Origin of the sequence: Gordonia sp. Swx-4 (assembly GCF_030316175.1) — a bacterium.
GTDB lineage: Bacteria > Actinomycetota > Actinomycetes > Mycobacteriales > Mycobacteriaceae > Gordonia > Gordonia alkanivorans.
Genome location: NZ_CP128197.1, coordinates 3587371 through 3611889 on the forward strand (window position 1 = coordinate 3587371; position 24519 = coordinate 3611889).

Below are 24519 nucleotides of genomic sequence, written 5' to 3' on the forward strand. Positions count from 1 at the left end.
ACATCATCCGCGCGGCTCGGCGAACGACTGCCACCCGTGCAGGTCCGGTCCGTCGGGTCCGCCGACGCGCCGGCCGTCGACCCACACCTCCGGGGTCGTCGACGTGGCCTCGCGGACCGACCCGATCACGGTCCAACCGTCGGGCACGGACGCGGCGTCGAAGGCCGCGAGCAGGTGGTGATCCTCGCCACCCGTCAGAACCCATTCGTCCACTTCCGCTCCGAGTTCCGTTGCCAGGCGGGCCAGATCGGGTCGTCGCGGCACCGCGGCGACCTCGACGGCCATCGCCACCTGCGCGGCCCGCGACATGGTGATCAGTTCTTCGACGAGACCGTCGGAGATGTCGGTCATCGCATGCGCTCCGGCAGCGGCCGCGACGGGACCCTGACTCAGATCAGGCATCGGAACACGATGCAGAGCAACCACTTCCGTCCACTGCGCATCGTCGACGCCGGGCGTCGACAGCACCGCGAGCCCGGCGGCGCTCGCACCCAGGGGACCGCTCACGGCGAGTACGTCGCCAGGACGGGCACCGCCCAACGACACCGGCCGTCGACCTTCGAGCGCCCCGACCGCGGTGACGCTCACGACCACCTGCTCCGCCGCCACCAGGTCCCCGCCGAGAACTCGTGCGCCCAGCGCATGTGCGGCGCCGACGACACCGTCGTTGAGGTCGAGGATGACGCCCACTCGAGTCGCAGCCGGGCAGGCGATGGACACCACCAGCCCTGTCGTCCGACCACCCATCGCGGCGACGTCGGCCGAACTCTGGACCACCGCCCGCGCCCCGATCTGCTGCGGCGTCGACCAGTCGAACCGGAAATGCCGTCCCTCGACCACCGTGTCGGTGCTGATGACCGCCGACCCGCCGATGTCGAGGACGGCCGCGTCGTCGCCCGAGCCGATCACGATGTCGTCGACGGGCCCGGCCGCGGTCGCTGCTGCGGTGAGTGCGGCGATCACCGCCCGCTCGCCGATCTCCCCGACGGAGTCGGACCTGTTGATACCGACGGAGTCGGACCTGTCGATACGGACGGAGTCGGACCTGTCGATACCGACGTTGTCGGGGCCGTTGCTACCGACTTCGTCGGGGGTCACTTGTCGGGTCTCTCTCTCGTCGGGTCCGCTTTGAGTCGCGCGCGAGCGGCTTTGTCGGTGACAATGTGTGCCACAGTGTATTGGGCTCACGGCGAACGGTGTTCGCCGCGCAGCACCCATTGCCGCCGGATTCGACAGCCCGTGTCGGCGATGGGGCACGAACGGAGAGGATGTCCGTGGTTCAGGCATACATACTGATCCAGACCGAGGTCGGTAGAGCCGCCCTGGCGGCGGCGACGATCGCCAAGATCTCGGGGGTCGCCTCATCCGAAGAGGTCAGCGGACCCTACGACGTGATCGTCCGGGTGGATGCCGCCGATGCCACGCAACTCACCGAGAATGTGGTTCCTCAGATCCAGAAGGTCGACGGGATCACCCGCACCCTGACCTGCTCGGTGGTCGGCAACACCCGCGGGTCACGGTTCCCCGGTCCCGGCGTCGGCGCAGACCTGCACGGCTCCTAATGTGGTGGCGTGACGTCAGCAGGTTCGGATGACACCCCGCAGGATCCCGTGGACGACAAGGCGGACGACCCGGTCGCCGGTGACCCGGCCCGTGGTGACGACGCCGCAGCCACCGAGGACCCCCTCGCCGACGAGCGCTACGGCACCGACTCCCGGCTGAGTCCTGCGCTCATCGCGACCCTCGTCGCCATCCCCATCATGGTGATCGCGGGATTCATCGCGTTCGCCGCGCTGCGACCCGACACGGTGAACCCCGTCGAGTCCTATGCCGCGGACGGCAGCGCATCAGCGGACTGCACGCGACTGCTCGAGGCGGTGCCGCAGACGTTCGAGGGATTCGGCAGCAAGGAGATCTCCGGGGACCGCGCGACCTGGCCCGCGGAGGGGTCCGGCGACGATCTGACGCTCCGCTGCGGCGTGACCCGGCCGGCGGAACTGTCCCCGACGAGCAACCTCCAGGAGATCCACGCCGCGGGCCAGGCCGGTGTGCAGTGGTTCATCACCGACACCGTCGACGGCTCCGGCCAGGCCTACGTATGCGTCGACCACCGTCCCTACGTCGCGCTGTGGGTTCCGTCGAATGCCGGGAACGGTCCGATCACCGACATCTCGGGTTTCATCGACCAGACACTCGAACGCGGCCCACTCGACTTCGGCTGACCTGCCGCCGGATTCCGCGGGTCGGCTCCGCCGGGTTCAGTCCCGGTAGATCTCCGGCTTGGCACTGCGGCCGAGCAGTGAGTTGATGGCGTCGGCGACCGACTGCCCGTCGTGGCACACCTTGTGCACCGCGTCCGTAAGCGGCATCGGGACCTGATGCTTCTCGGCGAGCGCGCGTACCGACGAACACGACTTCACGCCCTCCGCGACCTGCCCGTTGGTGGCCGCCTGTGCCTCGGCCATCGTCGCCCCTTCGCCCAGCCGCGCACCGAAAGTCCGGTTCCGCGACAACGGGGACGAGCAGGTCGCGACCAGGTCGCCCACACCCGCGAGTCCGGCGAGGGTCTCGATCTCTGCGCCGACAGCAACGCCCAGGCGGATGGTCTCGGCGAGACCGCGGGTGATGATCGTGGCGAGTGTGTTCTGGCCGAATCCGACGCCGCTGGCGATACCGCACGCGAGGGCGATCACGTTCTTCGCCGAGCCGCCGATCTCGCATCCGATGACGTCGGTGTTGGTGTACGGGCGGAAGTAGCGCGTGCTGAAGGCACTCTGCAGGGTGACCGCGCGTGATTCGTCGGTGCAGGCGATCACGGTCGCCGCGGGCTGCCCTTCGGCGACCTCGTGCGCGAGGTTGGGTCCGGTGAGCACCGCGATCCGGTCGTCGGCCACTCCGGTGACCTCGGCGATGACCTCGCTCATCCGCAGCAGCGTGCTGGTCTCGATGCCTTTGGCGAGCGACACCAGCGACGCATCGGAGCCGATGTGCGGAGTCCACTGCTTGAGGTTCTCCCGCAGTGACTGCGACGGCACCCCGCAGACAACGATGTCGGCGCCGCTCAGGGCCGCCACCGGGTCGCTGGTCGCAGTGAGTTCTCCGGGCAGCGTGATGTCCGACAGATAGTTCGGATTGACGTGTTCGGAGTTGATCGCATCGGCCAGTTCCGGGCGTCGAGCCCAGATGACCGTCTCGGTCCCCGCGTCGACGAGAACCTTCGCCACCGCCGTACCCCAGGAACCAGCACCCATGACCGCCGCGCGCACCGCACTCCTCCTGCCCCGTGTCCGTTTCACCGGACCGAACGACTACCTGCCCACCCTAATGCCAGTCCACTTCTGACCGACCCGGAATGTCACCCACGGTCCCGTGGTGGACCATGATGGTCAGCATGGACCACAGCGCCGTCGACATGAGCGTCGACCTCAGCGCCGCCTCGGGGAGCCCCGCGGACGGCGGGGCGACGGTCGCGGCCGTGCTGGCGGTCAAGAATCTGCATCGCGCGAAGTCGAGGCTGGCGGCCACCCTGGCGTCGGCCTTCGGCCACGACGATCCGACGACCCGCGGCTGGCTGGTCCTGGCGATGTTCCTCGACACCGTCGAGGCGCTGCGCGGTGCCGGCGTCTCGAGGGTGGTGGTCGTCAGTCCCGACGACGACGTGCTCGCCGCCGCGCAGCGCGCCGGTACCCATGGGCTGCCCGAGGTGGTCTCCCCGACCACAGGCCCGGGACTCAACGTCGCCTTCGGTCACGGTGCACGGTGGGCGCGGGAGACGTGGCCGGATTCGACGCGGGTCGTGTTCGTCCAGGCCGATCTGCCCGCTGCCACCAGCGACTCGATGCGCGAGGTTCTGCAGGAGGCGCCGGCACACCGACTCAGCTTCCTCACCGACCGCGACGGGACCGGCACCGTTCTGCTGCACGGCACCTTCACCGCCGACGACCGCGGTGCGCTCGACGACGCACCGCGTTTCGGCCCGGGATCAGCGGCTGCGCACCGAGCCGCCGGCGCCGTCGAACTCGACCCCGCGCACGCGCGGTGGACCGATCTGCGTACGGACGTCGACACCGCAACCGATCTCGACGCCGCACGCGCACTCGGCCTCGGCCCCCACACCGCCGACGCTCTGCGTCGTCTGTGACGGTCGATCCGCGTCACGTCTGAGAGTGCGCGACTTCGCCTGTCGCACCGTGCCGATTCGGACATCGTGCCGCCGGCGGTGAGGTTCCGGCCTCCGACCCATCCCAAGCGCGGAGAGTTTGGGCCATGATTGACGGGTGAGCCCTGCCGACGACACCTCAACGACCACCGCAACGGTCACGACCACGCCGATCCCCAACGCACCGCCGGCCGCAACCCTCGTCCCCGACGAGTCCGCGGACCTGCCCGAGGACCGGTACCTGAACCGCGAATTGAGTTGGCTCGACTTCAACTCCCGTGTCCTGGCCCTCGCTGAGGACACCTCGCTGCCGCTCCTCGAACGGGCGAAGTTCCTCGCCATCTTCGCCTCCAACCTCGACGAGTTCTTCATGGTCCGGGTCGCCGGCCTGAAGCGTCGCGACGAGACGGGTCTGTCGGTCCGGTCCGCCGACGGGTTGTCCCCGCGCGAACAGCTGATGCGCATCGCCGGCCGCACGCAGAGCATCGCCGACCGCCATGCCCGCGTCTTCCTCGACTCGGTCCGGCCGGCGTTGGCCGCCAACGACATCTATGTCGTCTCCTGGTCGCAGTTGACCGACGAACAACGCGCCCGCATGGTCGACTACTTCCAGGACGAGGTCTTCCCCGTCCTGACGCCGCTGGCCGTCGACCCGGCTCACCCGTTCCCGTACATCAGCGGCCTGTCGCTGAACCTCGCGGTGACCGTCAAAGACATCAACGAGAGCGGCGAGCATTTCGCGCGAGTGAAGGTCCCCGACAATGTGAACCGCTTCATCCGGGTCGATCAGCTGGTGCCGTACCGCGGCGCCGACGACGGGCGCCCCAAACAGGCGGTGTACCTCCCCATGGAGCACCTCATCGCCGCCAACCTGGGCAACCTGTTCCCGGGCATGGAAGTCGTTGAGCATCACGCCTTCCGGATCACCCGCAACGCCGACTTCGAGGTAGAGGAAGATCGCGACGAGGATCTCCTGCAGGCGCTCGAGCGGGAACTCGCCCGACGCCGGTTCGGCTCGCCGGTCCGACTCGAGGTGGCCGACGACATGAGCGAGCACATGCTCGAACTGTTGTTGCGCGAACTCGACGTGAACCCGGCCGACGTCATCCAGGTGCCCGGTCTGCTCGATCTGTCTTCGCTTTTCGAGCTCTACGACCTCGATCGGCCGCATCTGAAGGACCGCCCGTTCGTGCCGGGCACGCATCCGGCGTTCGGCGAACGGGAGACGCCCAAGAGCGTCTTCTCCACGCTGCGCGAGGGTGATGTCCTCGTGCACCACCCTTACGATTCGTTCTCGACGAGCGTGCAGCGCTTCATCGAACAGGCCGCGGCCGACCCTCAGGTCCTCGCGATCAAGCAGACGCTGTACCGCACCTCGGGTGACTCCCCGATCGTCAACGCGCTCATCGACGCCGCCGAGGCAGGCAAGCAGGTCGTGGCGCTGGTGGAGATCAAGGCCCGCTTCGACGAGCAGGCCAACATCAAGTGGGCCCGGCAACTCGAGCAGGCGGGAGTGCACGTCGTCTACGGACTCGTGGGACTCAAGACGCACTGCAAGACGTGTCTCGTGGTGCGGCGCGAGGGCTCGACGATCAAGCGCTACTGCCACATCGGCACCGGCAACTACAACCCGAAGACCGCGCGGTTGTACGAGGACGTGGGCCTGCTGACGGCCGCCCCCGACATCGGCGCGGACCTGACCGACCTGTTCAACACGCTGACCGGATACTCACGCAAGAAGGAGTACCGGAACATCCTCGTTGCCCCGCAGGGCATCCGGGCGGGCATCATCGAGCGAATCCACCGCGAGATCGAACTGTTCCGCGCGGGCGACGACCGTGCCCGCGTGCAGCTGAAGGCCAACGCGCTGGTCGACGAGCAGGTGATCGACGCGCTGTATCGCGCGTCCCAGAACGGGGTTCCGGTCGACGTGGTGGTCCGCGGCATCAGCGCACTGCGCCCGGGGATGGAAGGTGTCAGCGACAACATCAACGTCCGGTCCATCCTCGGTCAGTTCCTCGAGCACTCGCGAATCCTGCATTTCGGTGCCCAGAACGAGTATTGGATCGGCAGCGCCGACATGATGCACCGCAATCTCGACCGCCGCGTCGAGGTGATGGTGAACGTACGCGACAAGCGTCTTGCCGGCGAGCTCGGCGACATCTTCGACTCGGCCCTCGACCCCCGCACCCGTTGCTGGGTCCTGCAGACCGACGGTAGCTGGGTCGCCTCACCCGCCGCCGGCGAAGAGGTCCGCGATCACCAGCGGCAGATGATGCGCCGCAATCGTCGTCGGCCGGAGACCATTTCGTGACCGGCCGATCTCGGCGCCCCGTCCCGACGGTGATCACCGATGAGTAAGAACCCGCCGAAGGATGTGTGGGCCGCGGGCGCCGTGGTCTGGCGTCCGGGGACATCGGGCTCGACGGCGACGGAGGACGTGGAGATCGCCGTCGTCCACCGGCCGCGCTACGACGACTGGACGATCCCGAAGGGCAAGGGTGAATCAGGCGAGACCCTCGTCGACACCGCGGTTCGCGAGATCGCCGAGGAGACCGGACAACACGTCGTCCTCGGACGGCACCTGGGCGATGTCCACTACGACGTCGAGGCAGGTCGCAAACACGTGCGCTACTGGTCGGCGCGCGGCGGCGACGCTGCGTTCACCCCGGACGACGAGGTCGACGAATTGCGCTGGCTCACGGTCGAGAAGGCGCGCGAGACACTGAGCCACGAGTTGGATCGCGAGATCCTGAGCGAGTTCACGCGGCTGCCGGCCGATCTGCACACCCTGTTGTTGGTGCGCCACGCCAAGGCCGGTCGGCGCTCTCAGTACAAGGGCGACGACCGCCTCCGCCCGCTCGACGCCGTCGGACGTACGCAGTCGGCGGCGCTCGTCCCCCTTCTGCTGGCCTTCGGCGCCCGTCGGGTTCACGCCGCGGATCGGGTGCGCTGCGAGCAGACGCTCGAACCGCTGCAGGACCGCCTCGAGGTCGAGGCGCGGAGCGAGCCGGATCTCTCCGAAGAGGTCTACCGCGCGGATCCGGCGGCGGCACAACGCCGGATCCGGGAGCTGGCGTCCGAGATGCCGGACACCCTGGCGGTGTGCAGCCAGGGCAAGGTGATCCCGCCGCTCATGGAATGGTGGGCCGAGCAGGACGGGATCACGCTGCCTAAGGCGTCGAACCGCAAGGGCAGCGTATGGGTCTGCTCTCTTCTCGACGGCCGGCTCGTGGCGGCCGATCACATTGCGAGTCCGCTGCCCCAGGGCTGAGCACCCCCGGACACAGATCAACCCCTGGCGGGGAAGTCACCAGGGGTTGATCTGAGAGGTTTGCCCTACCGGGCCGGTTTTCAGCGACGCGTCGACTTCTTGGCCGGAGCCTTCTTGGCCGCAGTCTTCTTGGCCGGAGCCTTCTTTGCCGCGGTCTTCTTCGCCGGTGCAGCCTTCTTGGCCGCGGTGGTCTTCTTCGCCGCGGTCGTCGTCTTCTTTGCTGCGGTCGTCTTCTTCGCCGGCGCAGCCTTCTTGGCCGCGGTGGTCTTCTTCGCTGCCGTGGTCTTGGCCGGAGCCTTCTTGGCCGCGGTCTTCTTGGCCGGAGCCTTCTTTGCCGCGGTCTTCTTCGCCGGGGCCGCCTTCTTGGCCGCCGTGGTGGTGGTGCCGCTGCCGCGCTTCACAGCCGGACCGCTGGCGGCAAGCTTCTGCTTGCCGGCCACGACGGCCTTGAACTGAGCGCCCGGACGGAACGCGGGAACCGAAGTAGCACGGACCTTCACGGTCTCGCCCGTGCGCGGGTTGCGAGCCACGCGCGGCGCGCGCTTCCGCTTCTCGAAAACACCGAAGCCGGTGATCGTCACGCTCTCGCCCTTGTGGACCGCGCGAACGATCGTGTCGACGACGAGCTCGACGGCTTCAGTCGCAGTCTTGCGATCCGCGTCGAGCTTCTTGGTCAGCTCATCGATGAGCTCCGCCTTGTTCATGAGTACCTCCGCAAGCTGATCTGACCGATTTTCGGCCAGCTACCAACACACGGTAAACGTCGAATTTGAAAACGTCCATCTTCCACGCCAATTAAGACGCCGTGTTGCGAAATCGCATGTCAGCTCACAAGGTCTCCGCTTCGGCGGGACCCGGCCGTTCGCGCGGCCGACAAGGGTCTCCGGTCAGTCCGCGAGAGTCCTCGGTTTGAACGACGGGCGCTTCGATTCGTACTCGGAAATCGCGTCTACCTGGCGCAACGTCAATCCGATGTCGTCGAGACCCTCCATCAGGCGCCACCGCGTGTAGTCATCAATTGCCAACGGCACCACGAGGTCTCCGGCGGTGACGGTCTTATCGACAAGGCTCACCGTGATTTCCATCCCGGGACTCTCTTCGAGTCGCTTCCACAGCAATTCGACGTCGGACTGCTCCACCTGGGCAGCGACGAGCCCGGCCTTACCGGCGTTCCCGCGGAAGATGTCGGCGAAACGAGACGAGATCACCACGCGGAACCCGAAATCGGACAGCGCCCACACCGCGTGCTCGCGCGAGGAACCGGTGCCGAAGTCCGGACCGGCGACGAGCACCGAGCCGTTGCTCCACGGCTCGTTGTTGAGGATGAAGTCCGGATCGGTGCGCCACCCGGCGAACAAACCGTCCTCAAAGCCCGTGCGGGTCACGCGCTTCAGGTACTCGGCCGGGATGATCTGGTCGGTGTCGACGTTGCTGCGGCGCAGCGGGACGCCAATGCCCGTGTGTTCGGTGAACGGCTGCATTTTTCAAAGCCCCTGTTCGGAAGTTGTCTGGAATGTGGTCTGGGGGTTACTCAACCGAGATCGGCCGGAGCGGACAGCGTTCCGCGGATCGCGGTCGCGGCCGCGACAGCCGGGGACACCAGGTGGGTCCGTCCGCCCTTGCCCTGCCGCCCTTCGAAATTGCGGTTCGACGTCGACGCGCAACGCTCGCCGGGCGCGAGCTGATCCGGGTTCATTCCCAGACACATCGAGCAACCGGCCTGACGCCACTCGGCGCCGGCGTTCAGGAAGATCTCCCCGAGACCCTCTTCCTCGGCCTGGGCGCGGACCCGCATCGAGCCGGGCACGATGAGCATCCGCATGCCGTCGGCGAGCTTGCGCCCCTTGAGCACGTCGGCGACCGCGCGCAGATCCTCGATGCGACCGTTGGTGCACGATCCGACGAAGACGGTGTCGACCTTGATGTCACGCAACGGCGTACCGGGTTTCAGGTCCATGTACTCGAGGGCCTTCGCAGCGGCGCTCGACGCGACCTCGTCACCGAACTCTGCGGGGTTCGGAACGGTCGATCCCAGCGGGGCGCCCTGGCCCGGGTTGGTTCCCCAGGTGACGAACGGGGTCAGCTCGGTGGCGTCGATGTGGACCTCGGCGTCGAAGACGGCGTCGTCGTCGGTGCGCAGGCTGTCCCAGTAGGCAACAGCCGCATCCCATTCGGCACCCTTCGGGGCGTGCGGACGCCCCTTGAGGAACTCGTAGGTGACCTCGTCGGGAGCGATCATCCCGGCGCGGGCGCCGGCCTCGATCGACATGTTGCACACGGTCATCCGGGCTTCCATCGACAGCTTGCGGATCGCCTCGCCGCGGTACTCGAGGACGTATCCCTGCCCACCGCCGGTGCCGATCCTGGCGATGATCGCCAGGATGAGGTCCTTGGCCGTGACGCCGGGCGGCAGCTCGCCGTCGACGTTGATCGCCATCGTCTTGAACGGACGCAGCGAAAGCGTCTGCGTGGCGAGGACGTGCTCCACCTCACTGGTGCCGATACCCATCGCGATCGATCCGAAGGCGCCGTGGGTGGCCGTGTGGCTGTCACCGCACACCACGGTCATGCCGGGCTGCGTCAGACCCAGCTGCGGGCCGACGACATGCACGATGCCCTGCTCGACATCACCCATCGGGTGGAGCCGGACACCGAACTCCTCGCAGTTCTTGCGGAGGGTGTCGACCTGGGTGCGCGACACCGGGTCGGCGATCGGCTTGTCGATGTCGATCGTCGGGACGTTGTGGTCCTCGGTCGCGATCGTCAGGTCGAGACGCCGCACGGGACGTCCCGCCAACCGGAGGCCGTCGAAGGCCTGCGGACTGGTGACCTCGTGCACGAGATGGAGGTCGATGTAGATCAAGTCCGGGTTCCTGGTTCCGGACGCATCTGCTTCACCGGGCACGACAACGTGGTCGCGCCAGACCTTCTCGGCAAGAGTAAGCGGCTGGGCTGGGCTGTTGCTCATGGCTGCACTCGATATCTTCTCGGGTTCGGCGGACGGTGCACGCCCATCTCGCGATGAAACGTGCATCTCACTATTTGGACAGCTAGTATCGTCCTATGGGAAAGGATAGCGCATCCGGAGTCAGCAGCGGAATCGGCGTACTCGACAAATCCGTGGCTGTGCTCCATGCCATCGCGGAGGCCCCGTGCAACCTCTCGGAGTTGTGCGAGCGGACCGGGCTCCCGCGCGCCACGGCCCACCGTCTGGCGGTGGGTCTCGAGACCCACCGCTTCCTCACCCGCGACATCACCGGCCGCTGGCAGCCGGGGCCGGCCCTCGGCGAACTCGCCGCATCCGCCCACGATCCCGTGACCGAGTCGGCCCTGATGGTCCTTCCCCGGCTCCGCGACATCACCGGCGAATCGGTACAGGTCTATCGCCGCGAAGGCGCCGAGCGCGTGTGCGTGGCGGCGATGGAACCGCCGACCGGACTCCGCGACACCGTGCCCGTCGGAACGCGCTTCCCGATGACCGCCGGCTCCGCGGCCAAGGTCCTGCTCGCCTGGGCCGACCCCGCGACGCAGCGCGCACTGCTGCACGACAGCGTCTTCGGTGAACGGACACTGCACGAGATCCGGCGCCGCGGCTGGGCCCAGAGTGCCGGCGAACGTGCCGCGGGCGTGGCGAGCGTCTCGGCGCCCGTGCGCGACGGCAACGGCGACGTCGTCGCGGCGATCTCGGTGTCCGGCCCGATCGACCGCATGGGCCGACGGCCCGGCGCCCGGTGGGCCGCCGATCTCCTCGCCGCCGCAGACGCGATCCACAAGCGCCTGCAGACCTCTCGCGCCTGAGTCACCTTCACGGCCGCTCCCGATAGTGACCGTTCCGTGCGACGGGTCCGTCGGATAGCTTCGTCACATGGGAGTCAACCAACGCAACCAGATCGTCATGTCCGACGCCGAGATCGAGGACTTCGTCGCGCGCAGCCGCACGGCCACCCTCGCAACCACGGGCCCCGACGGCGGCATCCACCTCGTCGCCATGTGGTACGGCGTCATCGACGGCGAGATCTGGTTCGAGACGAAGTCCAAGTCGCAGAAGGCGGTCAACCTCCGCCGCAACAACCGGTGCACGGTGATGATCGAGGATGGCGACACCTACGACACGTTGCGCGGCGTCAGCTTCGAGGGAACCGCCGAGATCCTCGACGACCCGGACTCCTGCCTGAAGACAGGGATCAGCGTCTGGGAGCGCTACACGGCCCCTTACACCGAGGAGTCGCGTCCCTTCGTCGAGCAGATGATGCGCAAGCGCGTGGCCGTCCGCCTGGTGCCCTCGCGCGTCCGCTCGTGGGATCACCGCAAGCTCGGCATCCCGGAGATGCCGGCGTCGGGAAGCACCGCGCAGTACCTGTAACCCAATCCCCGCACTCACGGACTCGCCCGTCTCGCGATCATCACATCGCGATACGGGCGAGTTGCTCTGTCGCACAGAGAAAAGCACCCTCCCCCTGCTGGACAGAGGGAGGGTGCATCTGTAGCCCCGACGGGATTCGAACCCGCGCTACCGCCTTGAGAGGGCGGCGTCCTAGGCCGCTAGACGACGGGGCCCTGGAACTTTCCGGCGAACCAGACCCTAGCATGGGTCCGGCCGCACTCACCTTGCAGTGAAAAACTCCCCCCTCCTGCCTGAGCAGGAAGAGGGAGCTTCTGTAGCCCCGACGGGATTCGAACCCGCGCTACCGCCTTGAGAGGGCGGCGTCCTAGGCCGCTAGACGACGGGGCCAAGGAACTTCCAGCGATCGGACCTCGCGGTCTCGATCTTCTTCAGTTCGCTGGGGTACCAGGACTCGAACCTAGAATGGCTGAACCAGAATCAGCTGTGTTGCCAATTACACCATACCCCATGGACTTCCCTTTTCCCTGAGGAAAAGTGCCGAGGAAGACAATAGCAAAGGGTTACCGGAAGTCCACAAACGCGCAGTTCAGAGGGCTATTTCCCGGCGATCTCCCGGGCTGCGGCGAGACGCGCGAGGGTCTTGTCGCGACCCAGGATCTCCATCGACTCGAAGAGCGGCGGACTCACCTGCGAACCGGTGACGGCGACACGCACCGGACCGAACGCCTTGCGCGGTTTGAGCTCCATACCGTCCACCAGAGCCGCGTTGAGCGCGTCCTGCAGCTCCGGGGTGGTCCAGGACGCCAGCGGCTCGACAGCGGCGATCGTGGCATCGAGAACGGCCACCGCATCGGCGCCCAGGTTCTTGCTCGCGGCCTTCTCGTCGATGGTGAAGTCGTCGTCGGAGACGTAGACGAACTTGATGAGGTCCCAGGCGTCGCCGAGGACCTGGATGCGCGTCTGGACGAGCTCGGCGAGTGCGGCGAAACTCACATCGTCGACCGGTTCCGACAGGTGGCCGTGACCGATCAGGAACTCCTTGAGGCGCGCGGTGAAGTCACCGAGTTCGAGCCGGCGGATGTGTTCGGCGTTGATCGCGTCGGCCTTCTTCTGGTCGAAGCGCGCCGGATTCGAATTGACCTGTCGCACATCGAAAGCCGCGATCATCTCGTCGAGCGAGAAGACGTCGTTGTCGCTGGAGAAACCCCACCCGAGCAAGGCCAGGTAGTTGAGCAGCCCCTCGGGGATGAATCCGCGGTCGCGGTGATGGAAGAGGTTCGACTGGGGGTCGCGCTTGGACAGCTTCTTGTTGCCCTCGCCCATCACGAACGGGAGATGGGCGAACTTCGGCACGAAGTCGGCGACACCGATACGGATGAGCGCCTCGTACAGCGCGAGCTGACGCGGCGTCGAGGAGAGAAGATCCTCACCGCGCAGAACGTGGGTGATCTTCATCATGGCGTCGTCGACCGGGTTGACCAACGTGTACAGCGGATCCCCCGATGCGCGGGTCAGCGCGAAGTCCGGAACGGTGCCGGCCTTGATCGTCGTCGTACCGCGGACCAGGTCGTCCCAGGAGAGGTCGATGTCCGGCATGCGCAGGCGCACAACCGGTTTGCGACCCTCGGCGCGGTAGGCCTCCCGCTGCTCGTCGGTGAGGTCGCGGTCGAAGTTGTCGTAGCCGAGCTTGGGGTCGCGACCGGCCGCCTTGTGCCGCGCCTCGACCTCCTCGGGGGTGGAGAAGGCCTCGTAGGCCTCCCCCGCCTCGAGCAGGCGTGCGACGACGTCGGCATGGATGTCACGACGCTCCGACTGACGGTAGGGACCGTAGGGGCCGCCGACCTCGGGCCCCTCGTCCCAGTCCATCCCGAGCCAGCGCAGCGCGTCGAGGATCGCCTGGTACGACTCCTCGCTGTCGCGCGAGGCGTCGGTGTCCTCGATGCGGAACACGAAGGTTCCGCCGTCGTGACGCGCCTGGGCGAAGTTGAACAGCGCGGTCCGCACGAGTCCCACATGGGGTGTACCGGTCGGGGACGGACAGAATCGGACTCGTACGGCTTCACTACTGGTCATGACCCTCAGGGTATCGAAACCGCCTCAGGCGCTGACCGGCGCGTTCAGTCCCGGAACCGCCCGCAGAAGTCGACGAGCACGCGGTTCACCTCGGCCGGTTGTTCGAGATAGCCGAAATGCCCGGCACGTTCGATCTGTACGTACTCCGCGCCCGGAATCGCCTCGGCCACCTCGCGAGCCAGCTTCGGCGGCAATGTGCGGTCGTCGGCGAAACCGACGACGAGCGTCGGGCGGGTGATGTTGCGGTACGCCGAGAGCCGGTCGGACTCCTTGTGGTGGAGTTCGAGCTGCGCACGCACTCCCGGGGTGATCGTCTGCGGCGAGAACCCGATGATGTCGAGCCAGTCCCGGGCCGAGCGGTCGTCGTCGAGGGTGTGCGGAGACAGGTTGAGATGAGCCGTGATGGCGGCCTCGTACTCCGGCGGCAGCTTGATCTTGTTGTCGTAGAGCGCGCGCTCGCCGGCCGAGATCGCTTCCTGCAGCGGCGTATTGCGGCCGTAGGTGGCGATGAGGACAGCGGCCTTGACGACGTCGGGCCGGGCCAGTGCGAGTTCCTGGGTGATCCGGGCGCCCAGCGAGGTCCCCACGACGATGGCCGGACCGCGGTCCAGATACTCGATGAGCGCGGCCGTGTCGGCGACCATGTCGTCGAGGCTGAAACCCTCCGCACACTCCGACGACGGGGCGATGCCGCGATTGTCGAAGGTGACGACGGTGTAGCCCGCCTTCACCAGCGCCGGTTCCTGATTGGCCTTCCACACGCGACCGGGACTTCCGGTCCCCATCACCATCACGACGAGCGGGCCGCTCCCGGCCACGCTGTAGGAGATGTCGATGCCGTTGACGCGTGCCGTGCTGGGAGCTGTCATGCCTTGTCCACCACCGGATTGGAGAGCGTGCCGATTCCGTTGACGGTCACCGAGACCCGCTGTCCGGCGACCATGGGTCCCACTCCTTCGGGCGTGCCCGTGAGGATCACGTCACCGGGGAGCAGGGTCATGATCCGCGTGATCCACTCGACGATCTCACCGATGTCGTGCAGCATCAACGACGTCCGTGTGCGCTGCTTGACCTCGCCGTCGAGCTCGGTGACGAGTTCGACGTCGGACGGATCGAAGGACGTCTCGATCCAGGGACCGAGCGGGCAGAAGGTGTCGTAGCTCTTGCCCCGCGTCCACTGACCGTCGGCCTTCTGCTGATCGCGGGCGGTCACGTCGTTGGCGATCGTGTAACCCAGGATGACGTCCTTGGCCTGGCCGGCCTTGACGTCCTTGCAGGGACGTCCGATGACGACGGCGAGTTCACCTTCGTAGTCCACACGTTCCGACGACGGCGGGCGCACGATCGGGACCTCGGGACCGATGATCGAGGTGTTCGGCTTGATGAAGATCACCGGGTCGGCCGGTGCCTCACCACCCATCTCGGCCGCATGTGCGGCGTAGTTCTTGCCAATGCAGATCACCTTGCTGGCCAGGATCGGAGCCAGCACACGGACGTCGGCCAGTTTCCAGGAACGACCGGTGAACGTCGGGGTGCCGAACGGATGCTCGGCGATCTCCTTGGCGACAGCGTCGTCGCCCTCCCCTTCGACGGACACGAAGGCCACTCCGTCGGGACTCGCAATTCGACCTAAGCGCATGTCCAGACCCTATCGCACCGACTGATCCCATCGGTTGAGAGCCGAGTTGGCGAACCACCTCACCGTTCTTACAATGTGAACCTCAAGTCCCATAGTATGAGATAGTAGAGAGCGGGGTGAGTTCGGATGGATGACATCGGCATCATTTCCAACACCAGGAGATGGGTCATCCTCGGATGCTCACTGCTCGCCGCGCTGACGACCACCTGCGTCGTGAGCGGCGTCGCGTATCTGATACCCGCGCTGCACACCGATGCGGAGCTGACCCTCACCGCGGCGTCGACGCTCGCCGCCGTCCCCACCATCGGCCTCACGATGGCCACATTCCTGTGGGGAATTCTGCTGGACCGTTACGGCGAACGCCGGATTCTGCTGATCTCCCTGTCGATCTCGCTGGTCGGCGCCACCGGCGCGGCCGTTGCTGCGGCCACGGATGCGTCGTATGCCCTTGTGGGAGCCGCTCTCCTGGTGGGCGGCATCGGTTCCGGCGCCGCCAACGGCGCCAGCGGCCGAATCGTGGTGGGCTGGTTCCCCGCCCATCAGCGTGGCACCGCGATGGGGATTCGGCAGATGGCGCAACCTCTGGGTATCGGGGTGTGCGCGTTGACCATGCCGGTTGTCGCCGCCACCCACGGACCCGCTGCGGCACTGGCCATCCCGGCCGTGATCACCGCCGTCGGATTGCTGGCGGTGCTGATCGGTATCAGCGACCCGTCGCGCCGGGCGACACCCAGCGGCCACGACGATGCTCCGGCGATCACTCGAAACCCCTACCGGGGCAATTCGTTCCTCGCCCGGGTTCACACCGTCAGCATGCTGCTCGTCGTACCGCAGTCGATGATGTGGACCTTCGTACCCACGTGGCTGATCGTGGCGCACGACTGGTCGCCGGCCGGCGCCGGCATCCTGATCACCGTGACACAGGTGGTCGGCGCGCTCGGCCGGATCGCCGCGGGTCGATGGTCGGACGCCTGGCTCTCCCGGATGCGCCCGATCCGGATCATCGCGGTCGCCGGCATCGCATCGATGTGCGCTCTCGCAGTGGCGGATTGGTTCGACAGCCCCGTGGCCCCCGCACTGATGGCCGTGGCGAGCGTGATCTCGGTGGCCGACAACGGCTTGGCGTTCACCGCCATCGCCGAGTTCGCCGGGCCCGACTGGAGCGGACGCGGACTCGCGGTGCAGAACACGGGCCAGTACATGGTCACCGCCGCGACGACGCCCGTGCTGGGCGCACTGATCGCAGCGGTCGGTTTCCCGGCGGCGTTCGCGGTCACCGCGCTCGCACCGCTGGTCGCCACTCCCCTGGTCCCGCGCGACGCACAGCGCCTCGTCGAGGAGCCCGTGAGAGCCTGACCTGACCACGACCTCAGACCTCAGACCTCAGCGCATACGGATCAACCCACCACCCGATCGCCGGGTGGTGGGTTGATGCGTTGGTGCTGGTTCGCGGAACCTCAGGAGAGGCGTTCGCGGATGCGCTTGCCGACCTCGCTGGTGACAACCGGTCCGCTGCGCTCGGCGAGGTCGTCGGCGACAGCCTTCTCGATCCGGGCCGCGGCGTCGTTCTCGCCGAGGTGCTGGAGCAGCAGTGCCGTCGACAGGATGGCAGCGGTCGGATCGGCCTTGCCCTGGCCGGCGATGTCCGGTGCCGAACCGTGAACCGGCTCGAACATCGACGGATTCGCGCCGGTGGCATCGATGTTGCCCGACGCCGCGAGTCCGATGCCGCCACTGACGGCAGCCGCGATGTCGGTGATGATGTCGCCGAACAGGTTGTCGGTGACGATCACGTCGAAGCGGCCCGGATCGGTGACCATGTAGATGGTCGCCGCGTCCACGTGGCAGTAGTCGGTGGTGACGTCGGGGAACTCGGCACCGATTTCCTCGACCGCGCGGCTCCACAACGATCCGGCGAAGCCGAGCACGTTGGTCTTGTGGACCAGCGTCAGCTTCTTACGACGCTGCTGCGCCCGCCCGAAGGCGTTGCGCACCACGCGTTCCACGCCGAAGCGGGTGTTGACGCTGACCTCGGTCGCGACCTCGTGGGGGGTGCCGACGCGGATCGCACCGCCGTTGCCGGTGTACGGACCCTCGGTGCCCTCGCGGACGACGACGAAATCGATCTCGGGGTCGCCCGCCAGCGGCGAGGTGACACCCGGGTACCGGCGCGACGGACGCAGGTTCACGTGGTGATCGAGGGCGAAACGCATGGTGAGCAGCAAACCGCGCTCGAGGATGCCCGGCGGCACCGACGGATCGCCGATGGCGCCCAACAGGATTGCGTCGTGGCTGCGCAGCGACTCGAGGTCGTCCTCGGTGAGGAGTTCGCCGTTGCGGTGGTAGCGGCGAGCACCGAGATCGAACTCGGTGGTGCTCACCGACGGAACGACGGTCTCGAGGACGCCGAGTGCCTCCCCGATGACCTCGGGACCGATGCCGTCGCCGGCGATGATTGCGAGTTTCACGAGAGGTCCACCTGCTCGATCAGAGTGGCGCCCACGGCCGAGCCGATCGCCTCGACGACGTCGTCGGCGAGCACGCTGCTGATGCGCAGCATCATGGTCGCGCCGCCGCCCTCGGCGTCCTGGGACAGACCAGCGGCGAGGATGTCGACCCCGGCATCGCCGAGCAGGGTGCCGATCTTGCCGAGCGAGCCCGGACGATCCGCGTAGCTGACGACCAGGTTGTGGCCCTCGGCGCGGAGGTCGAAGTTGCGACCGTTGATGTTGACGATCTTCTCGACCAGACGCGGCTCGGTGAGCGCGCCGGAGACGTTGTGAACCGAACCATCGGCGAAGACGGCCTTCACGTCGACGACGCTGCGGTGGTTGGGGCTCTCCGGAGCGGTGGTCACCTCGCAGGTGACGCCGCGACTCTCGGCGACGGCCGGAGCGTTGACGAAGGTGACCGGCTCGTCGAGGACGGCCGAGAACAGACCGCGCAGCGCGGAGAGTCCGAGGACGTCGACGCTCTTGGCGGCCAGCTCACCGCGGACGTCGACGACCAGCGAGGTCGGCGGCTCCTTGCTGATGGCGCCGACGAGGACACCGGCCTTGCGGGCGACCTCGAGCCACGGGGCGACCTCTTCGTCGACCGCTCCGCCGGTGATGTTGACGGCATCGGGCACGAAGTGACCGGCCAGGGCGAGACGCACGCTCTTGGCGACGTCGGTACCGGCACGGTCCTGGGCCTCGCTGGTGGAGGCGCCGAGGTGCGGGGTCACGACGACCTGCGGGAGGTCGAACAGCGGCGAGTCGGTGCAGGGCTCGGTCGCGAAGACGTCGAGGCCGGCGGCGCGGACCTGGCCGGAGTTGATGGCGTCGGCCAGTGCCTGCTCGTCGATCAGACCACCGCGCGCGGCGTTGACGATGACGACGCCCTTCTTGGTGCGGGCCAGCTGTTCGGCGCCGATGAGGCCGAGGGTCTCGGGCGTCTTGGGCAGGTGCACGGTGATGAAGTCGGCGCGCTCGAGGAGCTCGTCGAGGGTGACCAACTCGATGCCGAGCTGGGCGGCGCGGGCCGGCGAGACGTAGGGGTCGTACGCGATGATGTGCGTCTCGAATGCGGCCAGACGTGCGGCGACCAGCTGACCGATGCGGCCGAGACCGACGACGCCGACGGTCTTGTCGAAGATCTCGACACCGTTGAAAGCCGAACGCTTCCAGGTCTTCTCACGCAGGGTGGCATCGGCGGCCGGGATCTGGCGCGACGCCGACATCAGCAGCGCGATGGCGTGCTCGGCGGCGGTGTGGATGTTGGAGGTCGGCGCGTTGACGACCATGACTCCACGAGCGGTGGCGGCGGGGACGTCGACGTTGTCGAGACCGACGCCGGCGCGCGCGATGATCTTCAGCTTCTTGCCGGCGTCGAGGACCTCGGCGTCGACAGTCGTCGCGGAACGCACGAGGATGGCGTCGGCGTCGACGACGGCCTCGAGCAGCTTGGGACGGTCCGGGCCGTCGACCCATCGCACCTCGACGCCGTCACCGAGTGCTTCCACGGTGGACGGCGCCAGCTTGTCGGCGATGAGTACGACCGGGCGGCCAGCAGAGCTCACAGTCTTTTCTCCAGGTTCGGGGCAGGTGCGATTTCTCACCTTCGGCAGGACGGAGCGTCGTGGACTCTCCGTATCACACCTTAAAGGTCTGGTAGGTGGCCCCGAACAGGCGGTCTACCCCAAAAGAGGAGCCGTGTACGTGCGGCTGGGTAGAGTGTGACGGGGGTTACGACGCGCTGCGGCAAGCATCACGGAAGGGTTGCAAACCGACCGCGGGTCGATCCCACGCAGGAGCGAAGCCGGAGAGTCCCGGTACGGTGTGTTTTGACCGCCTGCCGCGACCAGTTCCGGCAGGCGTTTCGGCGCATTGCGAATCAGAAGTGGAGAGCGGATGACGAAGAAGCTGACGGCACTGTTGGCGGTTTTGGCTGCGACGGTGCTCGCCGGCTGGGGAGCGGGCGTCGCGGTCGCGGCCCCGGCGAAGATCTTCCTCGGGGGCGGCTCGGGAATTCTTGTCCTCAAAGGTGGAAACTCCGCTGCAGCCTGCACCCTGACCACGATCGGCCGCTCCAAGACCGGCAAGCTCATCGGCATCACCGCGGGACACTGCGGTAACCCAGGTCAGAAGGTCTATTCGGAGACCTTCCAGGACCGCGGCCAGGCCGGCACCATCACCCACTCGTTCTCCGACCTCGACATGGCGATCATCGAGATGGACGCCTCGCGTGTGGTTCCGCTGCGCACCGTCCGCGGCGTGACGATCCGCTCGGTCGATCCCCGGCCGATCGGCTTCCCCACCATCGCGTGCAAGGAAGGCCGCACCACCGGCAACACCTGTGGTATCGCCTGGTTCTCCGAGGGTGACGTCCACCTGAGCCAGCTGTGCGTGATCGAAGGCGACTCCGGCAGTCCCGTCGTCGTCGGCGACCGCCTCGTCGGCATGGTGAACGCCTACTACTTCCTCGGCTGCTTCGGCCCGGAGACCGGCACCAACATCAAGCCGATCCTCAACCGGGTGGCCTCGGTCCCCGAGTACAAGGGATTCAAGATCGCCTGACGATTGATCGAACTTCCCTCGCGACGCCCCGGGTTCACCCGGGGCGTTGCGCATTTCTGGGCCACTCGTCGGCGCACGGCGTTGGTTGCTGGAAACCGCCCCCGAGATCGACCCTCCAGGAGAGACCCGACGACGTAGTGTCGACGGTCCCCCTGTGGAGGGCCTATGTCAGGGGTGCTTTCCAGGGGCGCTTCTCAGAGGTGGGATACGACGGCGGGCCCGCACCTGGAAAGGTGCGGGCCCGCTGTCGGTGCAGAGAGGGTGAGACTCAGGCGGTCTCGGTGATCGGACGATCAACCCAGCTCATCAGGTCGCGCAGCTTCTTGCCGGTGACCTCGATCGGATGCTCGGCGTTCTGCTTGCGCAGGCCCTCGAGCTCCTTGTTGCCGCCCTCGACGTTGGCGACGAGGCGCTTGACGAAGGTGCCGTCCTGGATGTCCTTCAGGATGGCGCGCATGCGCTCCTTGGTGTCGGCGTCGATGACACGCGGGCCCGAGATGTAGCCACCGAACTCGGCGGTGTCGGAGACCGAGTAGTTCATGCGGGCGATGCCACCCTCGTACATGAGGTCGACGATGAGCTTGAGCTCGTGCAGCACCTCGAAGTAGGCCATCTCCGGTGCGTAACCGGCCTCGACCATGACCTCGAAGCCGGCCTTGACCAGTTCCTCGGTGCCACCGCAGAGCACGGCCTGCTCACCGAAGAGGTCGGTCTCGGTCTCTTCCTTGAACGTGGTCTTGATGATTCCGGCGCGCCCACCGCCGATGGCGCTGGCGTAGCTGAGAGCGAGAGCCTGGCCCTCACCCTTCGGGTCCTGGGCGACCGCGATGAGCGCGGGCACACCCTTGCCGTCGACGAACTGACGACGAACGAGGTGGCCGGGGCCCTTCGGGGCGACCATGGCGACGGTGACGTTCTCCGGAGCCTTGATCAGACCGAAGTGGATGTTCAGGCCGTGACCGAAGAACAGCGCGTCGCCGTCGGAGAGGTTCGGCTCGATGTCCTCGGTGAAGATCTGTGCCTGCGAGGTGTCGGGTGCGAGGACCATGATGACGTCGGCCCAGGCAGCAGCCTCGGAAGCGGTCAGAACCTTGAGGCCCTGCTCCTCCGCCTTGGCCTTGGACTTGGAACCCTCACGCAGGCCGATGACGACGTCGACGCCCGAGTCACGCAGCGACAGCGAATGCGCATGGCCCTGGCTGCCGTAGCCGATCACCGCGACCTTGCGACCCTGGATGATCGACAGATCCGCGTCGTCGTCGTAGAACAGTTCGATGGCCACTTTGTTTCCCTTCGATATGTGGCGCCCCTCGCGATTTTCTCTCTCGCCGAGGGACTTTTAAATTTCTCGCCGCTGTTTCCAGCGGAGTGTATAGGTCAGCGGTTGGCCGACATGCTCTTCGGTCCGCGTCCGAGCGCAACGGCGCCGGACTGGGCGATCTCACGGATGCCGTAAGGATCGAGCATCCGCAGCAAAGCCTCGAGCTTCTCCGACGTACCGGTGGCCTCGATGGTGAGCGACTCCGGCGACACGTCGATGACCTTGGCGCGGAACAGGTTCACCACTTCGATGACCTCGGTGCGCACGGTCGAGTCCGAACGGACCTTGACCATCATCAATTCGCGGGACACGGAGTTGGCCGGGTCCTGCTCGACGATCTTGATCACGTTCACCAGCTTGTTCAGCTGCTTGGTGACCTGCTCGAGTGGGAAGTCCTCGACGGAGACCATGATGGTCATCCGCGAGATCCCTTTGAGCTCGGTCGGTCCGACGGCCAGCGACTCGATGTTGAACCCGCGACGCGAGAACAGTCCGGAGACGCGGGCCAGGACGCCCGGCCGGTCCTCCACCAGGACGCTGAGGGTGTGGGTGGTACTCACTTCTGGTCCTTCTTCGCTGCCGGCGCGTCGGCCGGGGCCGCTGCATCGGGCTTGGTCATGGTCTCGTGGATGTCGACCGGGTCGGAAGCCGCCTCGTCGTCGTCGAACAGCGGCCGGATGTTGCGGGCCGCCATGATCTCGTCGTTGCCGGTGCCCGCGGCGACCATCGGCCACACCTGGGCGTCCTTGCCGACGATGAAGTCGATGACGACCGGGCGGTCGTTGATCGCCCGTGCCTGCGCGATGACGTCGTCGACGTCCTCCTCACGCTCGACGCGGAAAGCGACGCAGCCCAACGCTTCCGACAGCTTCACGAAGTCCGGGATCATCCGCGAATGTGTCGCCAGGTCGGTGTTGGAGTACCGCTCCTCGTAGAAGAGGGTCTGCCACTGCCGGACCATGCCCAGGTTGCCGTTGTTGATCAGCGCGACCTTGATCGGGATGCCCTCGATCGCGCAGGTGGCCAGTTCCTGGTTTGTCATCTGGAAGCAGCCGTCGCCGTCGATGGCCCACACCTCGGTGTCGGGTGCGGCGGCCTTGGCGCCCATGGCGGCGGGCACCGCGTAGCCCATCGTGCCCAGACCACCGGAGTTGAGCCAGGTGCGCGGCTTCTCGTAGGAGATGAACTGTGCGGCCCACATCTGGTGCTGGCCGACGCCGGCGCAGTAGACCGCGTCGGGTCCGGCGGCCTTGCCCAGCGCCTGGATGACGAACTCCGGCGACATCGAACCGTCGGTCTGACGGTCGTAGCTCAGCGGGTACGTCTTCCGGATGCCGTCGAGGTAGGTCCACCACTCGGACAGGTCCGGTGTGGTGCCGGTGGTCGCCCGCTCGTCGCGCAGCGTCTCGGTCAGCTCGGCGATGACCGCCTTGCAGTCACCGACGATCGGGACGTCGACCGGACGGTTCTTGCCGATCTCGGCCGGGTCGATGTCGGCGTGGATGACCTTGGCGTCGGGCGCGAAGGAATCGAGCTGTCCGGTCACGCGGTCGTCGAACCGGGCGCCGAGGGTGATCAGCAGATCACTGCGCTGCAGGGCGCCGACGGCTGCCACGGTGCCGTGCATACCCGGCATGCCCAGGTGCTGGTCGTGGCTGTCGGGGAACGCGCCACGCGCCATCAGGGTCGTGACGACCGGGATGCCGGTCAGTTCGGCGAGCTCGAGCAGCTCCTCGGAGGCGTTGGCCTTGATGACGCCGCCCCCGACGTAGAGGACCGGCGCCTTGGCGGCGTTGATCAGGCGAGCCGCCTCGCGGACCTGCTTGCCGTGCGGCTTGGTGACCGGACGGTAGCCGGGCAGGTCGATCTGCGGCGGCCACGAGAACGTGGTCTGGCTCTGCAGGATGTCCTTCGGGATGTCGACGAGAACCGCACCGGGACGGCCGCTCTCGGCGATGTGGAAGGCCTCGGCGATGGTCTTCGGGATGTCGATGGCGCGGCTGACCAGGAAGTTGTGCTTCGTGATCGGCATGGTGATGCCGGAGATGTCGGCTTCCTGGAAGGCGTCGGTGCCGATCAGCGAGCGGCCGACCTGGCCGGTGATCGCCACGACCGGGACGGAGTCCATCTGCGCGTCGGCCAGCGGGGTCACCAGGTTGGTGGCACCGGGGCCCGAGGTCGCCATCATGACGCCGGCACGACCGGCGACCTGTGCGTAGCCGGTGGCGGCGTGACCGGCACCCTGCTCGTGGCGCACGAGGACGTGGCGAACCTTGGTGGAGTCCAGCAGCGGGTCGTAGACCGGCAGGACCGCGCCGCCGGGGATGCCGAAGACGACCTCGACCCCGAGCTCCTCGAGCGATCGGACCACAGACTGCGCACCGCTGACGCGCTCCGGCGCGACGGTGTGCTGACCTACCGCACGGAGGTTGCCCGCCGCGGGAGACTGCTGACGCAGTCCGGCGTTGCGCGTCGGCTCATTCCGGCCGGCGTCGGTGCGTGCTGTTGGTGCGCTCACTGCACGATCCTCATCTTGTCTGTATTTCGGTGGTGGGGTGATGTGACTACCTGACATGAAAAAACCCCCGACAGCTTCCGCTGTTCGAGGGTGGCGCGTCGATGCCGGTAGGGGTCTGCGAGGTGACCGGTCA

Annotated in this window: 22 protein-coding genes and 3 tRNA genes; 9 read left to right on the forward strand and 16 right to left on the reverse strand. The window is 67.1% G+C overall.

Annotation, left to right across the window (positions count from 1 at the left end):
- Positions 1-3: 3 nt before the first annotated feature.
- Positions 4-1053, reverse strand: a complete 1050-nt coding sequence (locus PWF70_RS16380; RefSeq protein ID WP_414625827.1) for a thiamine-phosphate kinase — start codon at positions 1051-1053, stop codon at positions 4-6.
- Between the two features lie 215 nt (positions 1054-1268).
- Between PWF70_RS16380 and PWF70_RS16385 the strand changes: the two genes are divergently transcribed.
- Complete coding sequence (locus PWF70_RS16385; RefSeq protein ID WP_042376367.1) at positions 1269-1562, forward strand: Lrp/AsnC ligand binding domain-containing protein; 294 nt, start codon at positions 1269-1271, stop codon at positions 1560-1562.
- Between the two features lie 9 nt (positions 1563-1571).
- On the forward strand, positions 1572-2222 hold the full coding sequence (locus PWF70_RS16390; protein WP_042376369.1) for a DUF3515 domain-containing protein: 651 nt from the start codon (positions 1572-1574) through the stop codon (positions 2220-2222).
- Positions 2223-2258: 36 nt separating this feature from the next.
- Here the strand turns inward: PWF70_RS16390 and PWF70_RS16395 are convergent, their stop codons facing one another.
- Positions 2259-3266, reverse strand: coding sequence for an NAD(P)H-dependent glycerol-3-phosphate dehydrogenase (locus PWF70_RS16395; protein ID WP_042376370.1), 1008 nt, complete (start codon positions 3264-3266; stop codon positions 2259-2261).
- Between the two features lie 125 nt (positions 3267-3391).
- On the opposite strand from PWF70_RS16395, the gene cofC reads away from it, so the two are divergent.
- The 3 genes from cofC (at position 3392) to PWF70_RS16410 (ending at position 7433) form a co-directional block, all read left to right on the forward strand.
- On the forward strand, positions 3392-4141 hold the full coding sequence (gene cofC / locus PWF70_RS16400) for a 2-phospho-L-lactate guanylyltransferase (protein ID WP_042376399.1): 750 nt from the start codon (positions 3392-3394) through the stop codon (positions 4139-4141).
- A gap of 136 nt (positions 4142-4277) precedes the next feature.
- Positions 4278-6473, forward strand: coding sequence for an RNA degradosome polyphosphate kinase (locus PWF70_RS16405; RefSeq protein ID WP_006359369.1), 2196 nt, complete (start codon positions 4278-4280; stop codon positions 6471-6473).
- Between the two features lie 39 nt (positions 6474-6512).
- Positions 6513-7433, forward strand: coding sequence for an NUDIX hydrolase (locus PWF70_RS16410; RefSeq protein WP_042376371.1), 921 nt, complete (start codon positions 6513-6515; stop codon positions 7431-7433).
- An 80-nt stretch (positions 7434-7513) separates the two neighbouring features.
- Here the strand turns inward: PWF70_RS16410 and PWF70_RS16415 are convergent, their stop codons facing one another.
- The 3 genes from PWF70_RS16415 to leuC form a co-directional block, all read right to left on the reverse strand.
- Positions 7514-8137: an HU family DNA-binding protein gene (locus PWF70_RS16415; protein WP_042376372.1), complete on the reverse strand. Its 624-nt coding sequence runs from the start codon at positions 8135-8137 to the stop codon at positions 7514-7516.
- A 183-nt stretch (positions 8138-8320) separates the two neighbouring features.
- The gene (gene leuD, locus PWF70_RS16420; RefSeq protein ID WP_006359372.1) at positions 8321-8914 is read right to left on the reverse strand and encodes a 3-isopropylmalate dehydratase small subunit; all 594 of its coding nucleotides are present in this window, start codon (positions 8912-8914) and stop codon (positions 8321-8323) included.
- A 50-nt stretch (positions 8915-8964) separates the two neighbouring features.
- Positions 8965-10401 carry a 3-isopropylmalate dehydratase large subunit gene (gene leuC / locus PWF70_RS16425; RefSeq protein ID WP_006359373.1) on the reverse strand — a complete coding sequence of 479 codons (1437 nt, stop codon included), beginning with the start codon at positions 10399-10401 and terminating at the stop codon, positions 8965-8967.
- A gap of 95 nt (positions 10402-10496) precedes the next feature.
- Here leuC and PWF70_RS16430 point away from each other — a divergent pair, with 95 nt between their 5' ends.
- Positions 10497-11231: an IclR family transcriptional regulator gene (locus PWF70_RS16430; protein WP_042376373.1), complete on the forward strand. Its 735-nt coding sequence runs from the start codon at positions 10497-10499 to the stop codon at positions 11229-11231.
- A gap of 67 nt (positions 11232-11298) precedes the next feature.
- Positions 11299-11796 (forward strand): PPOX class F420-dependent oxidoreductase, encoded by a 498-nt coding sequence (locus tag PWF70_RS16435; protein ID WP_042376374.1) that lies wholly within the window; start codon positions 11299-11301, stop codon positions 11794-11796.
- Between the two features lie 121 nt (positions 11797-11917).
- Here the strand turns inward: PWF70_RS16435 and PWF70_RS16440 are convergent.
- From PWF70_RS16440 to PWF70_RS16465, 6 genes are all read right to left on the reverse strand, one after another.
- Positions 11918-11990, reverse strand: a tRNA-Glu gene (locus PWF70_RS16440).
- A gap of 102 nt (positions 11991-12092) precedes the next feature.
- Positions 12093-12165: transfer RNA gene (locus tag PWF70_RS16445), tRNA-Glu, on the reverse strand.
- 49 nt (positions 12166-12214) lie between these two features.
- Positions 12215-12286: transfer RNA gene (locus PWF70_RS16450), tRNA-Gln, on the reverse strand.
- Between the two features lie 86 nt (positions 12287-12372).
- Complete coding sequence (gltX, locus tag PWF70_RS16455) at positions 12373-13851, reverse strand: glutamate--tRNA ligase (protein WP_042376375.1); 1479 nt, start codon at positions 13849-13851, stop codon at positions 12373-12375.
- Positions 13852-13895: 44 nt separating this feature from the next.
- Positions 13896-14720 carry an alpha/beta fold hydrolase gene (locus PWF70_RS16460; RefSeq protein ID WP_042376377.1) on the reverse strand — a complete coding sequence of 275 codons (825 nt, stop codon included), beginning with the start codon at positions 14718-14720 and terminating at the stop codon, positions 13896-13898.
- On the reverse strand, positions 14717-15490 hold the full coding sequence (locus PWF70_RS16465; RefSeq protein ID WP_006359378.1) for a fumarylacetoacetate hydrolase family protein: 774 nt from the start codon (positions 15488-15490) through the stop codon (positions 14717-14719). Before PWF70_RS16465 ends, PWF70_RS16460 begins: the two co-directional genes overlap by 4 nt.
- Positions 15491-15616: 126 nt before the next feature.
- Between PWF70_RS16465 and PWF70_RS16470 the strand changes: the two genes are divergently transcribed.
- Complete coding sequence (locus tag PWF70_RS16470; RefSeq protein ID WP_286352659.1) at positions 15617-16846, forward strand: MFS transporter; 1230 nt, start codon at positions 15617-15619, stop codon at positions 16844-16846.
- Between the two features lie 101 nt (positions 16847-16947).
- Here the strand turns inward: PWF70_RS16470 and PWF70_RS16475 are convergent, their stop codons facing one another.
- On the reverse strand, positions 16948-17958 hold the full coding sequence (locus PWF70_RS16475; RefSeq protein WP_006359380.1) for a 3-isopropylmalate dehydrogenase: 1011 nt from the start codon (positions 17956-17958) through the stop codon (positions 16948-16950).
- The gene (gene serA, locus PWF70_RS16480; protein WP_042376380.1) at positions 17955-19550 is read right to left on the reverse strand and encodes a phosphoglycerate dehydrogenase; all 1596 of its coding nucleotides are present in this window, start codon (positions 19548-19550) and stop codon (positions 17955-17957) included. Before serA ends, PWF70_RS16475 begins: the two co-directional genes overlap by 4 nt.
- Positions 19551-19881: 331 nt before the next feature.
- On the opposite strand from serA, the gene PWF70_RS16485 reads away from it, so the two are divergent.
- Positions 19882-20547: a S1 family peptidase gene (locus PWF70_RS16485; RefSeq protein ID WP_075863816.1), complete on the forward strand. Its 666-nt coding sequence runs from the start codon at positions 19882-19884 to the stop codon at positions 20545-20547.
- A gap of 268 nt (positions 20548-20815) precedes the next feature.
- Here PWF70_RS16485 and ilvC read toward each other — a convergent pair whose 3' ends face one another.
- The 3 genes from ilvC to PWF70_RS16500 form a co-directional block, all read right to left on the reverse strand.
- Positions 20816-21829 (reverse strand): ketol-acid reductoisomerase, encoded by a 1014-nt coding sequence (gene ilvC / locus PWF70_RS16490; protein ID WP_006359382.1) that lies wholly within the window; start codon positions 21827-21829, stop codon positions 20816-20818.
- A 95-nt stretch (positions 21830-21924) separates the two neighbouring features.
- Positions 21925-22428 carry an acetolactate synthase small subunit gene (gene ilvN, locus PWF70_RS16495; RefSeq protein ID WP_005199381.1) on the reverse strand — a complete coding sequence of 168 codons (504 nt, stop codon included), beginning with the start codon at positions 22426-22428 and terminating at the stop codon, positions 21925-21927.
- Entirely contained in the window at positions 22425-24386 is a 1962-nt protein-coding gene (locus PWF70_RS16500) for an acetolactate synthase large subunit (protein WP_006359383.1), read from the reverse strand. Before PWF70_RS16500 ends, ilvN begins: the two co-directional genes overlap by 4 nt.
- Between the last annotated feature and the right edge of the window lie 133 nt (positions 24387-24519).

Excerpts from the sequence above, each read along its gene's own strand:
- PWF70_RS16385 (WP_042376367.1), top strand. The coding sequence starts at position 1,269 with ATGTCCGTGGTTCAGGCATACATACTGATCCAGACCGAGGTCGGTAGA.
- cofC (WP_042376399.1), top strand. The coding sequence starts at position 3,392 with ATGGACCACAGCGCCGTCGACATGAGCGTCGACCTCAGCGCCGCCTCG.
- PWF70_RS16410 (WP_042376371.1), top strand. The coding sequence starts at position 6,513 with ATGAGTAAGAACCCGCCGAAGGATGTGTGGGCCGCGGGCGCCGTGGTC.
- PWF70_RS16415 (WP_042376372.1), bottom strand. The coding sequence starts at position 8,137 with ATGAACAAGGCGGAGCTCATCGATGAGCTGACCAAGAAGCTCGACGCG.
- leuD (WP_006359372.1), bottom strand. The coding sequence starts at position 8,914 with ATGCAGCCGTTCACCGAACACACGGGCATTGGCGTCCCGCTGCGCCGC.
- leuC (WP_006359373.1), bottom strand. The coding sequence starts at position 10,401 with ATGAGCAACAGCCCAGCCCAGCCGCTTACTCTTGCCGAGAAGGTCTGG.
- PWF70_RS16430 (WP_042376373.1), top strand. The coding sequence starts at position 10,497 with ATGGGAAAGGATAGCGCATCCGGAGTCAGCAGCGGAATCGGCGTACTC.
- PWF70_RS16435 (WP_042376374.1), top strand. The coding sequence starts at position 11,299 with ATGGGAGTCAACCAACGCAACCAGATCGTCATGTCCGACGCCGAGATC.
- gltX (WP_042376375.1), bottom strand. The coding sequence starts at position 13,851 with ATGACCAGTAGTGAAGCCGTACGAGTCCGATTCTGTCCGTCCCCGACC.
- PWF70_RS16460 (WP_042376377.1), bottom strand. The coding sequence starts at position 14,720 with ATGACAGCTCCCAGCACGGCACGCGTCAACGGCATCGACATCTCCTAC.
- PWF70_RS16465 (WP_006359378.1), bottom strand. The coding sequence starts at position 15,490 with ATGCGCTTAGGTCGAATTGCGAGTCCCGACGGAGTGGCCTTCGTGTCC.
- PWF70_RS16470 (WP_286352659.1), top strand. The coding sequence starts at position 15,617 with ATGGATGACATCGGCATCATTTCCAACACCAGGAGATGGGTCATCCTC.
- PWF70_RS16485 (WP_075863816.1), top strand. The coding sequence starts at position 19,882 with ATGACGAAGAAGCTGACGGCACTGTTGGCGGTTTTGGCTGCGACGGTG.